Origin of the sequence: Christensenella minuta (assembly GCF_003628755.1) — a bacterium.
Taxonomy (GTDB): domain Bacteria; phylum Bacillota; class Clostridia; order Christensenellales; family Christensenellaceae; genus Christensenella; species Christensenella minuta.
Genome location: NZ_CP029256.1, coordinates 557,849 through 572,790 on the forward strand (window position 1 = coordinate 557,849; position 14,942 = coordinate 572,790).

General features: G+C 51.8%; 14 protein-coding genes. 12 read left to right on the forward strand and 2 right to left on the reverse strand.

Going from position 1 to position 14,942, the window contains the following annotated elements; all coding sequences use genetic code 11:
• Position 1 precedes the first annotated feature (1 nt).
• The 12 genes from B1H56_RS02690 to B1H56_RS02745 all read left to right on the forward strand — a co-directional run bounded on the left by B1H56_RS02690 (position 2) and on the right by B1H56_RS02745 (position 12,751).
• Positions 2 to 838: a BtpA/SgcQ family protein gene (locus B1H56_RS02690; protein WP_066521415.1), complete on the forward strand. Its 837-nt coding sequence runs from the start codon at positions 2 to 4 to the stop codon at positions 836 to 838.
• Positions 825 to 1,769, forward strand: a complete 945-nt coding sequence (locus tag B1H56_RS02695; RefSeq protein ID WP_066521414.1) for a ribokinase — start codon at positions 825 to 827, stop codon at positions 1,767 to 1,769. The genes B1H56_RS02690 and B1H56_RS02695 overlap by 14 nt, the downstream gene beginning before the upstream one ends.
• Position 1,770: 1 nt before the next feature.
• Positions 1,771 to 2,613, forward strand: a complete 843-nt coding sequence (locus B1H56_RS02700) for a sugar phosphate isomerase/epimerase family protein (protein ID WP_066521412.1) — start codon at positions 1,771 to 1,773, stop codon at positions 2,611 to 2,613.
• Between the two features lie 185 nt (positions 2,614 to 2,798).
• Positions 2,799 to 3,374 (forward strand): EutN/CcmL family microcompartment protein, encoded by a 576-nt coding sequence (locus B1H56_RS02705; RefSeq protein ID WP_066521406.1) that lies wholly within the window; start codon positions 2,799 to 2,801, stop codon positions 3,372 to 3,374.
• Between the two features lie 14 nt (positions 3,375 to 3,388).
• Positions 3,389 to 4,468, forward strand: coding sequence for an S-methyl-5-thioribose-1-phosphate isomerase (mtnA, locus tag B1H56_RS02710; protein ID WP_242862044.1), 1,080 nt, complete (start codon positions 3,389 to 3,391; stop codon positions 4,466 to 4,468).
• Entirely contained in the window at positions 4,468 to 5,268 is an 801-nt protein-coding gene (locus tag B1H56_RS02715) for a class II aldolase/adducin family protein (RefSeq protein WP_066521403.1), read from the forward strand. Before mtnA ends, B1H56_RS02715 begins: the two co-directional genes overlap by 1 nt.
• A 182-nt stretch (positions 5,269 to 5,450) precedes the next feature.
• Positions 5,451 to 5,687: a hypothetical protein gene (locus B1H56_RS02720; RefSeq protein ID WP_147554704.1), complete on the forward strand. Its 237-nt coding sequence runs from the start codon at positions 5,451 to 5,453 to the stop codon at positions 5,685 to 5,687.
• An 88-nt stretch (positions 5,688 to 5,775) separates the two neighbouring features.
• Positions 5,776 to 6,294, forward strand: a complete 519-nt coding sequence (locus tag B1H56_RS02725) for an RNA polymerase sigma factor (protein ID WP_066521398.1) — start codon at positions 5,776 to 5,778, stop codon at positions 6,292 to 6,294.
• 65 nt (positions 6,295 to 6,359) lie between these two features.
• Complete coding sequence (locus B1H56_RS02730) at positions 6,360 to 7,262, forward strand: biotin/lipoyl-binding protein (RefSeq protein ID WP_066521395.1); 903 nt, start codon at positions 6,360 to 6,362, stop codon at positions 7,260 to 7,262.
• Positions 7,263 to 7,272: 10 nt separating this feature from the next.
• Complete coding sequence (locus tag B1H56_RS02735) at positions 7,273 to 9,408, forward strand: NHLP family bacteriocin export ABC transporter peptidase/permease/ATPase subunit (RefSeq protein WP_066521393.1); 2,136 nt, start codon at positions 7,273 to 7,275, stop codon at positions 9,406 to 9,408.
• A 22-nt stretch (positions 9,409 to 9,430) separates the two neighbouring features.
• Complete coding sequence (locus B1H56_RS02740) at positions 9,431 to 11,575, forward strand: NHLP bacteriocin export ABC transporter permease/ATPase subunit (protein ID WP_066521391.1); 2,145 nt, start codon at positions 9,431 to 9,433, stop codon at positions 11,573 to 11,575.
• Between the two features lie 15 nt (positions 11,576 to 11,590).
• On the forward strand, positions 11,591 to 12,751 hold the full coding sequence (locus B1H56_RS02745) for an ABC transporter substrate-binding protein (protein ID WP_066521388.1): 1,161 nt from the start codon (positions 11,591 to 11,593) through the stop codon (positions 12,749 to 12,751).
• Between the two features lie 118 nt (positions 12,752 to 12,869).
• On the opposite strand, the gene B1H56_RS02750 is transcribed toward B1H56_RS02745, so the two are convergent.
• Positions 12,870 to 13,172: a Dabb family protein gene (locus B1H56_RS02750; protein ID WP_066521386.1), complete on the reverse strand. Its 303-nt coding sequence runs from the start codon at positions 13,170 to 13,172 to the stop codon at positions 12,870 to 12,872.
• Positions 13,173 to 13,183: 11 nt separating this feature from the next.
• Positions 13,184 to 14,905, reverse strand: coding sequence for a phospho-sugar mutase (locus B1H56_RS02755; protein ID WP_066521384.1), 1,722 nt, complete (start codon positions 14,903 to 14,905; stop codon positions 13,184 to 13,186).
• Positions 14,906 to 14,942: the final 37 nt, after the last annotated feature.

Here is a 14,942-nt window from a genome sequence, read left to right on the forward strand (position 1 = left end):
TATGGGCCAAGACCTGAAATCGATTTTTACTCATCAAAAGCCGATCATCGGCATGGTACATTTGCGGCCGCTTCCCGGTTCGCCGATGTATGATAAAAAAAATATGTGTATGGAGCGGATTATAGATACCGCGGTCAAGGAAGCACAGCTCCTGGAAGAAGGCGGTGTGGACGGGCTGCAGATCGAAAACATCTGGGATTATCCTTACGTAAAAGGAGAAGATATCGGCGACGAAACAGTTGCCGCGATGACGGCGGCAGCGGTAAATGTGAAGCAGAATGTTAAGATCCCAATTGGTGTAAACTGCCATCTCAACGGCGCGGAACAGGCGCTCGCAATAGCGGTTGCGGTAGGCGCGCGGTGGATTCGCGTGTTTGAGTGGGTAAATGCCTATGTTTCTCATGCCGGCATCCTCGAAGGGGTGGGCGGCAAGCTCTCGAGATACCGCACTGCATTAGGCGCGCGTGACGACGTGTTGTTCCTATGCGACGTGAACGTAAAGCACGGAAGCCACTTTATCATTTCCGACAGGACGCTTGCGGAGCAGGCAAACGATGCGGTCACGGAGGGAGCGGAGGCGCTTATTGTTACGGGCTTTGAAACGGGGATCGCCCCTACGCCTGAAAAGGTGCGCGAGTTTTCGGAGCATGTGGATGTTCCGGTGTTCCTTGGCAGCGGTACAACGAGCGAAAATGTGCAAGAATTGCTGAAGTATTCCGACGGTGCGATCGTGGGGAGCTATTTCAAGGAAGACAATAGCTGGAAAAAGCCTGTGAGCCTCGAACGTACCCGGAGGTTTATGGACGAGGTATGGAGTATTCGCAATGGAAAAGGATAAGAACCGCATTTTGTGCATGGGCAGTATTAACATGGATCTCAACATGTTCATGGAGCGTATGCCCGCGCCCGCCGAAACGGTGGCAACGGACAATTTCACGACCTGCCCGGGCGGAAAAAGCGGAAACCAGGCGGTAGCAGCGGCACGGCTGGGGGGAAAGGTTGGTTTTTTCGGTAAGCTTGGCGACGATATGTTCAGCAAAGAATTGCTGGCCGCCATGCAGGGAGACGGGGTAGATACTTCCAATATCCTGGTAGAGCCGGGCGCGACGGCAGGCGTCGCTATGATTCGGATCGATGCCGAAGGGATCAATTCAATTTCCTTTACGCCGGGTGCAAACGCGCTCATAACGCCTGGGGATGTAAAAGAGCACGAAGCGCTTTTTGAACAGTACGGATTTTTGCTGATTACGGCTGAAATCCCGTTGCCTACTGTCTTTGCGGCGGTTCGTATGGCAAAAAGCAAGGGAATGACGGTCGTGATGGATGTGGCGCCTGTTCCTAAAGAGCCCATCCCCCCGGATATTCCTCCGCTGCTGGATTTTATCAAGCCAAACGAGATCGAGGCAGGACAGCTTGCGGAAATGAAGGTCACGGATGACGCATCGGCCCGGGAGTGTATGGAGATCCTGCGCAGACTGGGATACCGTCATCCGCTTATCACGCTTGGAAAAGATGGCTGTCTGGCGTGGACCGGAAAAGAAGCGCAGAAATTCCTGCCGCCCAAGGTAAATGCGATCGATACCACGGCAGCGGGCGACGTTTTCCTTGGCGCATTCACCGCCGCGCTTTCAAACGGGCAGGAAATTGCGGAGGCAGTTGAATTTGCTTCCGTTGCTTCCGCCATCAGCACGACTGTAAAGGGAGCGCAGAGGTCGATCCCCATGCGCGATCAGGTGGAAGAGTTCATGAAGCAGGAAAGGAAAGGTTAAAATGAAATTAGGAATACACGCGTACGAATGGTGCAGCGAATGGTCGAATGACACGCTGGACATCATTGATAAAGTAAAGGAATGGGGGTTTGATTTCATCGAAATTCCGCTGATGCGCCTTGATCTTTTCGACCCCAAGGCGGTCAGGGAGCGTCTCGACGGGTTTGAAGTGGCAACGTCAAACGTATTGCTTGCCGATGATGTAGACGTCACCTCCTTCGATCCGGAAGTACGGAGAAACGGCGTAAATTACCTGAAGGACTGTGTCAAGGCGTCCGCTGAAGCAGGCGCAAAAATGTTTTCGGGCGTGATCTATTCGCAATACTTAAAGGATGCCCAAAAGATGCCCTCCGAGGAAGAGTGGCAGTTCAGCGCGGACAGCATGCGCGAGATTGCGCGGTATGCGGCGGATTTTGGCATGTCGATTGCGTTTGAGCCGGTCACCCGGTATGAATCCTATTTGCTCAATACGGCAGAAGAAGCCGTGCGCCTGGTAGACATGATTGGCGAACCAAACGTATTTATTCACCTTGACTCCTATCACATGAATGTAGAGGAAAAAAATTTCCACGATGCGGTCGTGACAGCGGGAAGCAAGCTTTCCAATTTCCATATGTGCGAAAACGACCGTGGGATACCGGGGACGGGCCATGTGGACTGGGACGGAATCTTCCGTGCTTTTCAGGAAATTGGCTTCGATGGTTATCTGGGATTTGAAGGGTTTTCCGACTGCACGGACAATATGAGTACATGGGTGTGGCGCAAGCTCGCACCGGATGGAGATACGTTTGTCCGGGAAAGCATTGCTTTCGCAAAAAAGATGATGCAGAAATACGAAGTATGATACTTTCCTCTTCTATATAATTTATATCGCTATTTGCTTCGGCAGATACCCAAACAGGAAAAGCCGCTGCGGCCTCACTGCAGCGGCTTTTCTGCACAAAGGATTTACCCTGCGCGGTTGACATTGTGTTTTCCAGATATTAATATGAAGTACGAAGGCATCTAGCAGATGGGGAGGAATACGGCATGCAATTAGCCAAGGTTGTGGGAAATGCAAAAAGCATCACAAAATCCGATGAATTATATGGGGCGGAGCTTCTTGTTGCGGTCCCGGTCGATATGAGGACGATGCAGGCGGAGGGCCAGCCTTTTTTAGTGGCCGATAAGCTTGGGGCGCAGGAAGGGCAGATCGTGGTGTGCGCCGCCGTATGCACCTTTCAGCAGGGAGACGCCGCCATCAATATGGTGGTCGCCATTCCGGAAGCGCTGACATGGGACGGAGAAGAACGGCTGAGCCAGAATATCAAAGGAGAAACGGAAGAAGCGGAAATAAAACCCGATCCCTCATTGGAGGAGATTGACCCGGTTTGCGACCTTACGGCGGAATTCAAAGCGCTGCACCGTGAGCTTGACCAGCTTTCCGAGAAAGAAGAGCCCAGCCAGAATACCAACTCCGTTCCCTACGAGGAATATGCGAAATATTTGACGACTGATTTTGAGCCGGTTGACGTGCCCCCGGAAATACCGAAGGAACAGAACGCCGAACTGGAAAAACGGCAGAGCTATACGCGTGTCGGATACAGAAGTGAAAAGAAAAAATAATGCCGGGAGAAACAATGGAGACGATTTTTGATATGGAGACAGTGGCGCTCGACGACGAGGACAGCGCCCTTTTGATTCTTGACCAAACCCAACTGCCCGGACGGCGGGAGATATTGCGGCTGAAAGACCAGAAAAGTATCTGGGATGCAATCTACCTGCTTCAGGTGCGCGGCGCGCCGGCGATTGGCGTTTCCGCGGCATTTGGCATCTATCTTGCGGCAAAAGAAATTAACGAAACGGATTTTGACGCGTTTTATACGAAATTCGAGGCGGCGAGGGACTATCTGGATTCGGCTCGCCCGACAGCGGTAAACCTTTCGTGGGCGCTGCGGCGAATGGATGGGGTTGTGCGCGCAAACAAAGAAAAGCCGATCGAAGAGATCAAAAAATTACTCCTGCGGGAAGCCAATGAGATCAAGGCGGAAGATATTCGCGTATGCAGGGCGATTGGCGAGAATGGCCTTGCCCTCCTGAAACCCGGAATGGGCCTTTTGACGCACTGCAATGCAGGACAGCTGGCCACCGCTAAATATGGCACGGCGACTGCGCCGATGTATCTCGGACAGGAGCGGGGATATGGTTTTCACGTGTTTTGCGATGAGACGCGTCCGTTGCTGCAGGGAGCGCGGCTTACGGCTTTTGAATTGACGCAGGCGGGGATCGATACGACATTGATCTGCGACAATATGGCGCCTTCCGTCATGAAACAGGGATGGGTAGACGCCGTATTTGTCGGCTGCGATCGTGTTGCGGAAAACGGCGACACAGCCAATAAAATCGGAACATCCTATGTAGCGCTGGCGGCAAAACGGTTCAAAATTCCGTTTTATGTATGCGCGCCGACCTCAACGATCGATATGAGCTGTAAAACAGGCGGCGATATCCATATCGAACTGCGTTCCGCAGAGGAAGTTACGGAAATGTGGTACGAAAAGCGGATGGCGCCGGAGGGCGTGAAGGTCTATAATCCGGCGTTTGATGTGACGGATGCGGAATTTATTACGGCGATCATCACCGAACACGGAGTGGCTTATCCGCCGTACGACGCTTCACTGAAAGAAATTTTTGAGCGGAAAGCAAAGGCGGAAAAATAATGGCATATCTATCTGTGCATAAAGCGAAAGAACAAATACTCGATATCGGCAGGCGGATGTATCAAAAGGGTTTTGTCGCTGCCAATGACGGAAATATCAGCTGCAGGATCGCGAAGGATGTGATCCTGGCCACACCGACAGGCGTATCCAAGGGGTTTATGGATGCGGATATGCTGGTGGAAATGACGCTCGGCGGGGAAATTTTGAAGCAAGGGGCTTATGCGCCGTCCTCGGAAGTGAAAATGCACGTCCGCGCCTACCGGGAAAATCCAGAGATCATGGCGGTGACGCATGCGCATCCGCCAGCTGCGACGGCGTTCGCTATCGCAGGCCTGCCGCTCGACCGTCCGCTGCTGACGGAACCGATCGTACTTCTCGGCAGCGTACCGGTGGCAAAATATGCAACGCCGGGAACGCAGGAGGTGCCGGATTCCATTGCGCCTTTTTGTACGACCCATAACGCGGTACTGCTTTCTAATCACGGCGCGCTTACCTGGGGCAAAGACCTTCTGCAGGCGTTTTACCGGCTGGAATCCGTGGAATATTATGCTATGATTACTATGTATACGGAAAATATTCTGGGCAAAGCGAATTATTTGAGCGAAAAGCAAATCGAGCCCCTTCTCAAGACGCGTGAAAATATGGGAAACCATTGCGGCGGGGAACCGATGTGCAGCGCGAAAGAGATGAACGGCATTGATTTTATGCCGCAGTCAGGAACAGTAAGAGAATATTCGACGGCCCTTGACTCTCTGGTCGAGCGTATTGCGCAGCGGGTCGCGGAAAAGTTAAAACGGTGAAGGCAGGTGCGGGCCTGAGAGCGGCGCATTTGAAATGAAAAAGGAGGACTCTCCCCAAAATGAGGGAATGCCTTTTTATCCGGATGGGTGCCCGGATTTTTGCGGGCCGGCTGCGTCTGAATGAGATACTTTTTGAAATTCGGCGTATATCAATAGAATCTATGCGACGGGAGACCACAAGCGTGAAAAAGGCACAAAAAATTTTTCCGTTTTCGAAAAAAGCGCCGGATGATAAAGAAGCGTTTGATTTTTCGCGTGAAAGCGACATGGAAGAAAAACTCCTCGGAAGGATCCGGGAAAAGCGCTTAAACAGGCTAAGCGACGAAGAGCTTATGGAGATCAACGCCGCGGGCGACCTATCCGGAAAAGCGGAAGCCGATCCTGCGGATAAACTGCTTGGAAAGAAAAAGGACGAATAGGGGACAATGCTTGAGTAGCCGGAGCTTTCTTGTTGTGGTATAATATAGTCATCTTGTCATCAAATTTAATTTTAATTTGGAGAATAGGATGGACCATGATATCACCGCCCCAAGAGGCTTTGAGGCGATGTACCGGGAATATTTCCCGAAGATTTACAACTATATTTTTTACCGCATCCTGTCAAAAGAAGACACTGAAGATATTGTGAGCGAGATTTTCACCAAAACAGCACGAAGCGCTGATGCCTTCGATTCGCAAAAGGCTTCCTTTAATACGTGGATTTATCGGATCGCAAAAAATGTGTTAATCGATTTTTACCGGATGCGGAAACAGACGGTTTCGATTGACGATGAAACGGCGGGCGTTGTTATTCCTGTTGATTTTGAGACCCAAATGGAACAGATTTCTTCTGAAAAGCGCAAAATTATTTTTGAAGAACTGGCGAAGCTAAAAGAACGGGAAAGGCCTGTTATCTATTACAAATTTTTTGAGGGATACAACAACAGGGAAATTGCGGCGTTGCTGAAAATGAATGAAAGCACGGTCGGGACGGTGGCTTCACGGACCCTCGCAAAGCTGAGGACGGATTCGCTGCGCCGGCTCTGAAGGCGATACCAGGGCCCTGTGGACTACATGAATAAAAACGGTGAGAAAAGGGCAAGGAGGAAAATATGGGAGATCTTTTCCGGAAAACATCGCTTGAACAGGCGGAAACGCCGGAAAAACTGGATGAATATATTAAAGTGACCCATCCGGGTATCTGGAGTGTGCTCATTGCCTGCTTTGCTATTATTGTGGCGGTTGCTGTGTGGCTTGCCGTGGGGCGTATCCCCACAACCATGGATATGAAAGGGATTATATTCCCGGGAAGCGGTGTTATTTCTATTAGCGCGCCGGCCTCGGGGCAGATTCAGGATATACGGGTAAGCACGGGAGATACGGTCCTTCCACATGACGTCCTTGCGGTCATTCCCCAGCCGGAGCTGCTTGCGGAGCTTCAGGAACTTGAAGCGGCGGAACAGCCGGATGAGGAAGCTATCGCTGCCAAACGGCAGGAATATATCGATGCGTCGATTGTCCGCTCTCAGTCCTGGGGAGTCGTGCTGGACGCCAAACATGTATATGATATTGTGCAGGCCAACGAGCAGGTCGTAAGCCTCGCCCGGATGGAGGAAGGAACAAATATTTACCAGCTGATTTGTTATGTTCCCGCGGATACCGCACGGCGGCTGACGACCGGAATGGAAATACAGGCGTGCCCTTCCTATGTGTCCCGGGAAGAATATGGCTATATGTACGGATATATCGAAAGTATAGGGGATTATCCCGTGACGGACAGCGATATTGAAGCTGCCGTAGGGAGCAGGCAATATGTAGCGGATATTTTGGGGGAAGGCAACCAGATCGAAGTAAGGATTTCTATTACGCTTGATCCCAAAGCCGAGGGGCAGGCAAATTCCGCCCTTTGGTCAAATCCGGCAGGGAACGCGGTTCAGCTTTCAAACGGCATGGTGTGCGATATTCTTGTGGTATTGGACGAACAAAAGCCGTATGAGCTTTTGATGGGAATTTAAGGGGGAGCGCATGGCGAAGGAAGTCGTGAAAGTCCCGGTTATAATGCAAATGGAAGCGCTCGAATGTGGCGCGGCATGCCTTGCAATGATATTGGCCTATTATGGAAAATGGCTTGCGCTGGAGCAGGTACGCGCCGACTGCGGCGTATCCCGTGACGGCAGCAGCGCGCGTAATATGATTCGCGCCGCGCGGAGTTACTGCCTTGATGCGGCCGGATACCGCATGGAGATCGACGATGTAAAGAAGTGTGCCTTTCCCGTCATCCTGCATTGGAATTTCAATCATTTTGTTGTTCTCTGCGGTTTCCGCAAGGGTAAAGCAATCCTGAACGATCCTGCCCGCGGCAGAGTGGCCGTTGGGATGGAAGAGTTCGACCGTGCTTTTACGGGCATCGTGCTGTGCTTTGAAACCACCGAGGAGTTTGAAACAGGCGGAAAACCGGCAAGCGTTTTGGGATTTGCGCGGAAAAGGCTGCATGGCAGCGGAAAACTAATTGTGTTCGTTATGCTGTGGTCGCTTATCGGCGCGGCAATCGGGATTGTGATTCCGCTGTTTTCAAAGATATTTATTGACAACATTTTGTCCGGCAAGAATCCGGAATGGCTTGTACCGCTTATCAGTGTAATGGCGGCGGTGCTTGCGTTTCAATTTATTACCGCCGCGCTCCAAAACATCTATTGGCTGCGGATACAGGGAAAGATGGCGGTACAGGCGAGCGCGTCCTTCATGTGGCATGTGCTGAGACTGCCGGTGGAATTTTTTACACAGCGTTATATTGGTGATATTGCCTCACGGCAGGAAAGCAACGAGGGGATTGCCTTTTCATTGATCGGGAGGATCGCGCCGCTTGCGGTCAACGCCTGTTTATTGGTATTGTACTTACTGGTCATGTTCCGTTACAGCGTATTGCTGTCGGTTATCGGGCTTGCCGCAGTTGCGGCAAATCTTATTGTTATGCGCCTTGTTTCCAACCGGCGCGTTAATTTCAGCCGGGTGATCGAGCGCGATATGGGGCTGCTCTCCGGGGTCGCCTCGGCAGGCTTTGATATGATTGAAAGCATTAAGGCGGCGGGTGCTGAAAACGGCTTCTTTGAACGGTGGAGCGGCACCTATACGCGTGCGAACAACGGGAAAGTGCGCATGGAAAAGGCCGATCAATATTATAGCATCATCCCACAGTTCGTACAGCAGATCGCGAATATTGCGGTTCTCGTACTGGGGGTGTACCTTATACTGGACGGTCAGTTTACCATTGGTATGCTGATGGCGTTCCAGGGCTTCCTGTCTTCATTTCTTGCGCCGGTCAACGAAATTGCCGGGGTGGGTTCGGCATTTATTGAGATGCGGACGCAGATGGAAAGGGTGGACGACGTGTTCCACTACCGAACGGATGTGCCCGAAGCCGGGGATGAGGAGGACGGCGGAAAGCTGAGCGGCGAAATCAGCCTGAGGAATGTGACCTTCGGATATGCCAAACTGTCGGACCCCCTGATTACGGATTTTTCCCTCCATGTTATGCCGGGCGAAAGCGTGGCATTTGTCGGTTCGTCCGGCAGCGGAAAATCCACGCTTGCAAAACTGATATCCGGATTATATCCTCCGTGGTCGGGCGAAATATTGCTGGACGAAATGAAACGCGAGGATATTCCCCGTGGCATCCTTACCAATTCCCTGAGCGTGGTTGACCAGGAAATCGTATTGTTCGAAGACACCATAGAAAACAATATTACGATGTGGGATGCGTCTATTCCGCGCGCTCAGGTTATTGAGGCATGCAAGACGGCGGAAATCCATTCGGACATCATGAAGCGGGGAAAAGGATATGACGATCTTGTGGATGACGGCGGAAAGAATTTCTCGGGCGGGCAGCGCCAGCGCATCGAAATCGCGCGGGCGCTTGTAAGAAGGCCTTCTATATTGATTTTGGACGAAGCGACCTCCGCGCTGGATGCAAAAACCGAACAGCGTGTGATGGAAAATATCCGGGCTATGGGGATCACGCTGGTAGTAATCGCACATAGGCTGTCCACAATACGCGACTGCGATGAAATCATTGTCTTAAGCAAAGGAACGGTCTGTGAACGCGGCACACATGCGGAATTGATCGCTGCGCAGGGACGATACCGGGAACTGCTCAAAAACTGAAAAGGGAGGAAGAGGCGCACTTATGCAGCACGATAGAGATCAGCGGGAACATGACGCAATGAATACGGCGCTGGAAGACCTTCTTTCCATCTTTGGGAAAGATCGTTCCCGGTCTGGAAAAACTGGGGACGAAGCGCTTTCTGCGGTGCAGCAGATTTTACGGTGTCTTCGGGTAGAAGCGCCGGAGCCGCCGGAAGAAATGCAGGATAACAATGAGCGTCTCGACTATATGCTGCGGCCGTCGGGAGTTATGCGGCGGCGTGTACAGCTTACGGGAACATGGTGGAAGGAAACCGTTGGACCGTTGCTGGGAGAGCTGCGTGACGGGACCGTGACGGCATTCCTGCCTACGCTGGGCGGCGGATATTTTTATTGCGACGGACAGGGGAGACGTATTAAGGTCGGTTCCAAAAACGCCGGAGAGATCGGGGCGGAGGCGTATTGCTTTTACCGAAGCTATCCCGCGCGTCCGCTGAAATTAATGGATTTTCTGAAATTCAGGCTGGAAAGTATTTCTGTCGGGGATATTATATGGGTGCTTGCCGCGTCGTTGTGTGTCAGCCTTTTGGGCCTGGTGCTTCCCATGATTAACAAATTGATTTTCGATAACATCATTCCGGGAAACCTGAGGGAGGATATCCTTCCCGTCGCGGCATTGCTTGTGGGAGCGACCGTGGGAAGCCTGCTGTTTGGGATATCGCGCAGCCTTGTTATGTCGCGCCTGCGGGATAAAATGTCGTTTGCTTCCCAAAGCGCGGTTATGGCACGGATTTTTTCTCTGCCCGTGTCGTTTTTCAAGGAATATTCAGCCGGAGAGCTCTCCCAGCGCGTCAGCAGTATGAATACCGTTTCGCAAATTGTTTCGGACAGTATTCTTACAACGGGGCTTTCGGTTCTGTTTTCCTTCGTCTATCTGTTTCAGATGCAATCGTTCGCGCCAACCCTTGTCGGGCCGGGTATGCTGGCGATTCTGGTGATGTTGGGCGTGATCGTGGCGACTGTGCTCATACGGATGAAATTTATGAAGCAGCAGGCACAGATCGCGACCAAAAAAAGCGGACTTACGTTCAGCCTGTTTGGCGGGATCCAAAAAATCAAACTGGCAGGCGCGGAAAAACGTGCATTTTCTAAATGGGCGTCCTTGTATGCGCAGGAAGGGAAACTGCAGTATAACCCACCCTTTATCATTAAAATCGGGTCGGCGCTTTCCGGCGCCATATCTCTCGGCGGAACGATTCTTCTCTACCTGGTCGCGGGGCGCAATGAAGTGTCACAGTCTGACTATATTGCCTTTTCTGTAGCCTATGGAGCGATTTCTGCGGCTCTTTTGTCGCTTGCGGGCATTGTGGCGCAGGTCGCGGCAATTAAGCCGCTGGTGGATTTGGTCCAGCCGATCTATGATGCGCAGCCAGAACCAGCGGAAAATAAAAAGCAGGCGGTTTCCCTGAAAGGTGAAATAGAAGTGTCGCACGTATCGTTCCGTTACGGAGAAGATATGCCGCTCGTACTGAAAGATTTTGATCTTCATGTGAAGCCGGGCGAATATGTAGGTATTGTGGGCCGGAGCGGATGCGGAAAATCTACTCTCATGCGCCTCCTGATCGGTTTTGAGACACCCGAAGCCGGGGCGGTCTATTATGATGGGGAAGACCTCATGGATTTTGATTTGCGCAGCATTCGCCGGAGGGTCGGCGTAGCGCTGCAAAGCGGGAAACTCTTTGTGGGAGATATTTTTTCCAATATCATTATCACAGCCCCGTGGAGCACCATGGAGGATGCATGGGAAGCCGCCCGGCTGGCGGGAATCGCGGACGATATTGCGGCTATGCCCATGGGCATGAGGACGATGATCAGCGAGGGAAGCGGCGGAATATCGGGCGGGCAAAAACAGCGTATCCTGATTGCGCGTGCATTGGTAGGGAGGCCTAAAATATTGCTGTTTGACGAAGCGACCAGCGCGCTCGATAATGTAGTGCAAAACGAAGTCGCGGAAAACATTGCGCAGCTTGGCTGCACCCGGGTCGTAATTGCCCACCGGCTTTCCACAGTCAGGCAATGCGACCGCATTGTGATGATAGATAACGGGGCGATCGCTGAAGAAGGAACCTATGACGAACTGATGAAAAGGAAAGGGCTGTTCTATGAATTTGCCGTCCGGCAAATCTGAAGAGCGGTGGATAAAATGAAAAGAGTATTCACACTATTATTATGCGTGCTTCTGGCGGCCATGCCCCTTGTGGGATGTACAGGAGAGTCCGGCCAACTGGATGCGGACAAGATCAGGATTGCCCTTGTGTGCAGGGAAGGGATGGATTATAATGTCTCCCGCTACCAAAAAGGAATGGAAATGGCACTCGGCGAATATGAGGGCCCCTACCAAGTCACCGTAGAAACCCATGGGCTGGACACCATGGATTTTGAAGGTTCCATGGAAATGATAGAAAGCCTTGCCGACGACCCGGATATTACTGCGGTCGTGACGATGCAGGATTACGAAGTAATCAATGCGGCTGCCCGGGTTATGAATGACAGCGGGAAAGCGCTTTTTGCCGTGCAGGGATATTATGACGAAACGGTACAGGAAGGCTACAATACTTTTTTCCCGTTTTCACTGAACGCGGAGCACCTGGGTTACGCCATAGGGCTGTATGCGTTTGAGGCGGGCGCAAGGCGCGTCGGGTGCATCCACAGCGGGACGGAATTTGAGCTTGATGAGATTGTCGGCTTTGGGCGTGCAATGACGATGGTAAACCAGGCGGACAACGAAACGGATACCGGCTATATAGAGTTGGGGAGCTCGCTTTCCGAGCCGTTTGGAAGCGTTGAATTCTCTCAGGAGATGGCCACATGGAAAGCGCTGGGAATAGATACCGCATACGTCCCGTATTACAGGTCGCTATGGGGCGCGGACATCCTGTGTGCCGTCAGAAACGCGCAGCCGGATATGCGGCTGCTGACCTGCTTTACGCTCGGTTCACAGGCGACGGTCGATATGCTCGAGGATATTGAAGGAGCGGTTATGCCGGCTTTTTATCCGGTGGATCAGAGCGCGGAATACAAGGAATGGGCGAAACGTTATGAGGAGAAATATGGAGAAACTCCTGAGAATGAGGCGGTGCAGGGATACGATATCGCGAATCTTGTGATCGAGAATTACGACGGGGATAATAAGCGGCTTGCGGACAATCTCAGGAAAAATGCCGGAAACGCGGCTGGAATTGCGGGAAACATTGTGCCGGACCTGCTGCAGGGATTATCCGAACCCGATTACGATGTGGAGAATCCGTATGACTACGAATATTTGATGGTAAAAGATGGGAAGCTGGTCCATACGGAGCCATAATCCCGTGAGGCCGTCCGCCGCATGCATTATCATGGCAAAGCGATGGAAATTAAATAAATAGCCGGGGTTCTTAAACCAGCCCCGGCTGTTTTGTTCTTCCGCCGCCTTTGGCTGCAGATCACATTTCTTTAAAGTCGATCTCCATGAAATCCGTCACTTCGGTGTTCCAGCGTTCCTCAACAAATTTGCAGTGATCGGGATGATTGTTGTAGCTTTCGTAATCCTCCGGCTTCATGAAGTCGAACGAAAACCCGTAAGTATAGCCGTTTTTCGGACTGATCTCCCAGCATTGCATGACGTTCTGCGCAAAGGGAATGCCCGCAAACACCTTCTTTGCCGTTGCGATAAAGTCCTTGGCACGGGGATCGTCCTTGTCGTACCTGAGATTAAATACTACCATGTGCCTGATTGCTGCTTCCATTCGTTTTATTCCTATTCCGTGAGCTTGTCAATAAGGTTGACGGCGCTTTCCTTTAATTTATTGAGCTGGTATTCCGCTTCCTGCTTGTTCATTGAGGAAGTGGAGAGGTACGATTTCAGCTTGGGCTCCGTGCCGGAAGGGCGAATAATGAAACGGCCGCCGTCCAGCTCGAAATAGAGCACATTCGATTGCTCCATGCCCAAAGGCTCCGTTTTCCCCGTCTGCATATCAATCCGCTCCTGCCTGAGATAATCGCGCACCGCAAGCACGTGGAAGCCGCCGATTGTTTCAGGATATTTCTTGCGCAGAGTACTGACCGCTCCCTGGATTTTTTCGATTCCTTCCCTGCCGTAAAGCGTCTTGGAAATGACGAGTTCTTCAAACCAGCCGTATTTTTCATACATATCGATGAGCACTTCGTACAGCGTGCGGCCGAGAGAATTGTACCAGCATGCGGCTTCAGCAATCATCATGGCCGCCTGTACCGCATCCTTATCGCGCACAAACGCACCCTGCAAATAGCCGTAGCTTTCTTCAAAGCCAAAGATAAATCTGCCTTTGCCCGTGCGTTCCGCAAGCTTGATTTGTTCGGCGATAAATTTAAAGCCCGTAAATACGCTGCGAAGCTCGACCCCGTAGTGCTTTGCGATCACATCCACCATATCGCTGGTGACAATCGATTTTACTACAAATTCGTCGCCGGTAAAAGACTGCCGTTTCTGTGAGAGAATATAGTCCATCAGCAGGCAGCCAATTTGGTTCCCGGTCAGGATTACGAATTCATGATCCGCGTTGCGGATGGCAACGCCAAGACGGTCGCTGTCCGGGTCGGTTGCGAGAATCAGGTTGGCGTCTTTTTGATTTGCGAGCGCCATAGCCAGATCGAAGCTTTGCCGTTCTTCGGGATTGGGCGCTTTGACGGTCGGAAATGCCGGATCGGGATGCTCCTGCCCGGGAACGACATGGAGCCGTTTGATCCCGAGGTCTTTTAAAACGCGCCGCACGGGCACGTTGCCCGTTCCGTGCAGGGGAGTGTACACGATGTTCAGTTTGTCCGCCTGCTGTTTCATGGTCTCGGGATGGATGCACAGGGCTTCGACCTTTCCAAAATAAATTTCATCTAAATCTTTCCCAATATAGGCAAGCAACCCCTTGCGCTCCGCTTCGTCAAGCGGCATGGATCGAATGCGAAACATATCGTCTATTTGAGAAATATATTCGGTGATACGGTCGGAATCGGCGACCGGACATTGTCCGCCGTCCTCTCCGTAGACCTTATACCCATTGTATTCGGGCGGATTATGGCTTGCGGTAATCACGACGCCCGCCGTGGTTTTCAGCTCAAGGATGGTGAAAGAAAGCTGGGGAACGCTGTGCGGCGTATCGTACATAAACACATTGATGCCGTTTGCGCATAGCACGCCTGCCGTTTCGCGTGCAAAAAGATCGCTGTATTTGCGTGTGTCGTAGGCGACCGCCACCCCGGCGGCCGGGTCGCCATGTGCTAGGATATTGTTCGCAAGAGCCTGTGTTGCGCGTTTAACCGTGAATACGTTCATGCGGTTGGTTCCCATACCGATAATGCCGCGCATCCCGGCGGTACCGAATTCCATTTCCTTATAAAAAGAATCCTGCAAAGCATCTTCATCCTTTGGGAGAGCTTCGAGCTCCGCCTCATATTCCGTGCCCTTCAGGGCGTCCTTCCAGACCCGATAGGTCTCCTGATAAGTCATGAGAGTTCCTCCTGTATGATTTGTGCGCCCGAATGAT

Excerpts from the sequence above, each read along its gene's own strand:
- B1H56_RS02690 (WP_066521415.1), top strand. The coding sequence starts at position 2 with ATGGGCCAAGACCTGAAATCGATTTTTACTCATCAAAAGCCGATCATC.
- B1H56_RS02695 (WP_066521414.1), top strand. The coding sequence starts at position 825 with ATGGAAAAGGATAAGAACCGCATTTTGTGCATGGGCAGTATTAACATG.
- B1H56_RS02700 (WP_066521412.1), top strand. The coding sequence starts at position 1,771 with ATGAAATTAGGAATACACGCGTACGAATGGTGCAGCGAATGGTCGAAT.
- B1H56_RS02705 (WP_066521406.1), top strand. The coding sequence starts at position 2,799 with ATGCAATTAGCCAAGGTTGTGGGAAATGCAAAAAGCATCACAAAATCC.
- mtnA (WP_242862044.1), top strand. The coding sequence starts at position 3,389 with ATGGAGACGATTTTTGATATGGAGACAGTGGCGCTCGACGACGAGGAC.
- B1H56_RS02715 (WP_066521403.1), top strand. The coding sequence starts at position 4,468 with ATGGCATATCTATCTGTGCATAAAGCGAAAGAACAAATACTCGATATC.
- B1H56_RS02725 (WP_066521398.1), top strand. The coding sequence starts at position 5,776 with ATGGACCATGATATCACCGCCCCAAGAGGCTTTGAGGCGATGTACCGG.
- B1H56_RS02730 (WP_066521395.1), top strand. The coding sequence starts at position 6,360 with ATGGGAGATCTTTTCCGGAAAACATCGCTTGAACAGGCGGAAACGCCG.
- B1H56_RS02735 (WP_066521393.1), top strand. The coding sequence starts at position 7,273 with ATGGCGAAGGAAGTCGTGAAAGTCCCGGTTATAATGCAAATGGAAGCG.
- B1H56_RS02740 (WP_066521391.1), top strand. The coding sequence starts at position 9,431 with ATGCAGCACGATAGAGATCAGCGGGAACATGACGCAATGAATACGGCG.
- B1H56_RS02745 (WP_066521388.1), top strand. The coding sequence starts at position 11,591 with ATGAAAAGAGTATTCACACTATTATTATGCGTGCTTCTGGCGGCCATG.
- B1H56_RS02750 (WP_066521386.1), bottom strand. The coding sequence starts at position 13,172 with ATGGAAGCAGCAATCAGGCACATGGTAGTATTTAATCTCAGGTACGAC.
- B1H56_RS02755 (WP_066521384.1), bottom strand. The coding sequence starts at position 14,905 with ATGACTTATCAGGAGACCTATCGGGTCTGGAAGGACGCCCTGAAGGGC.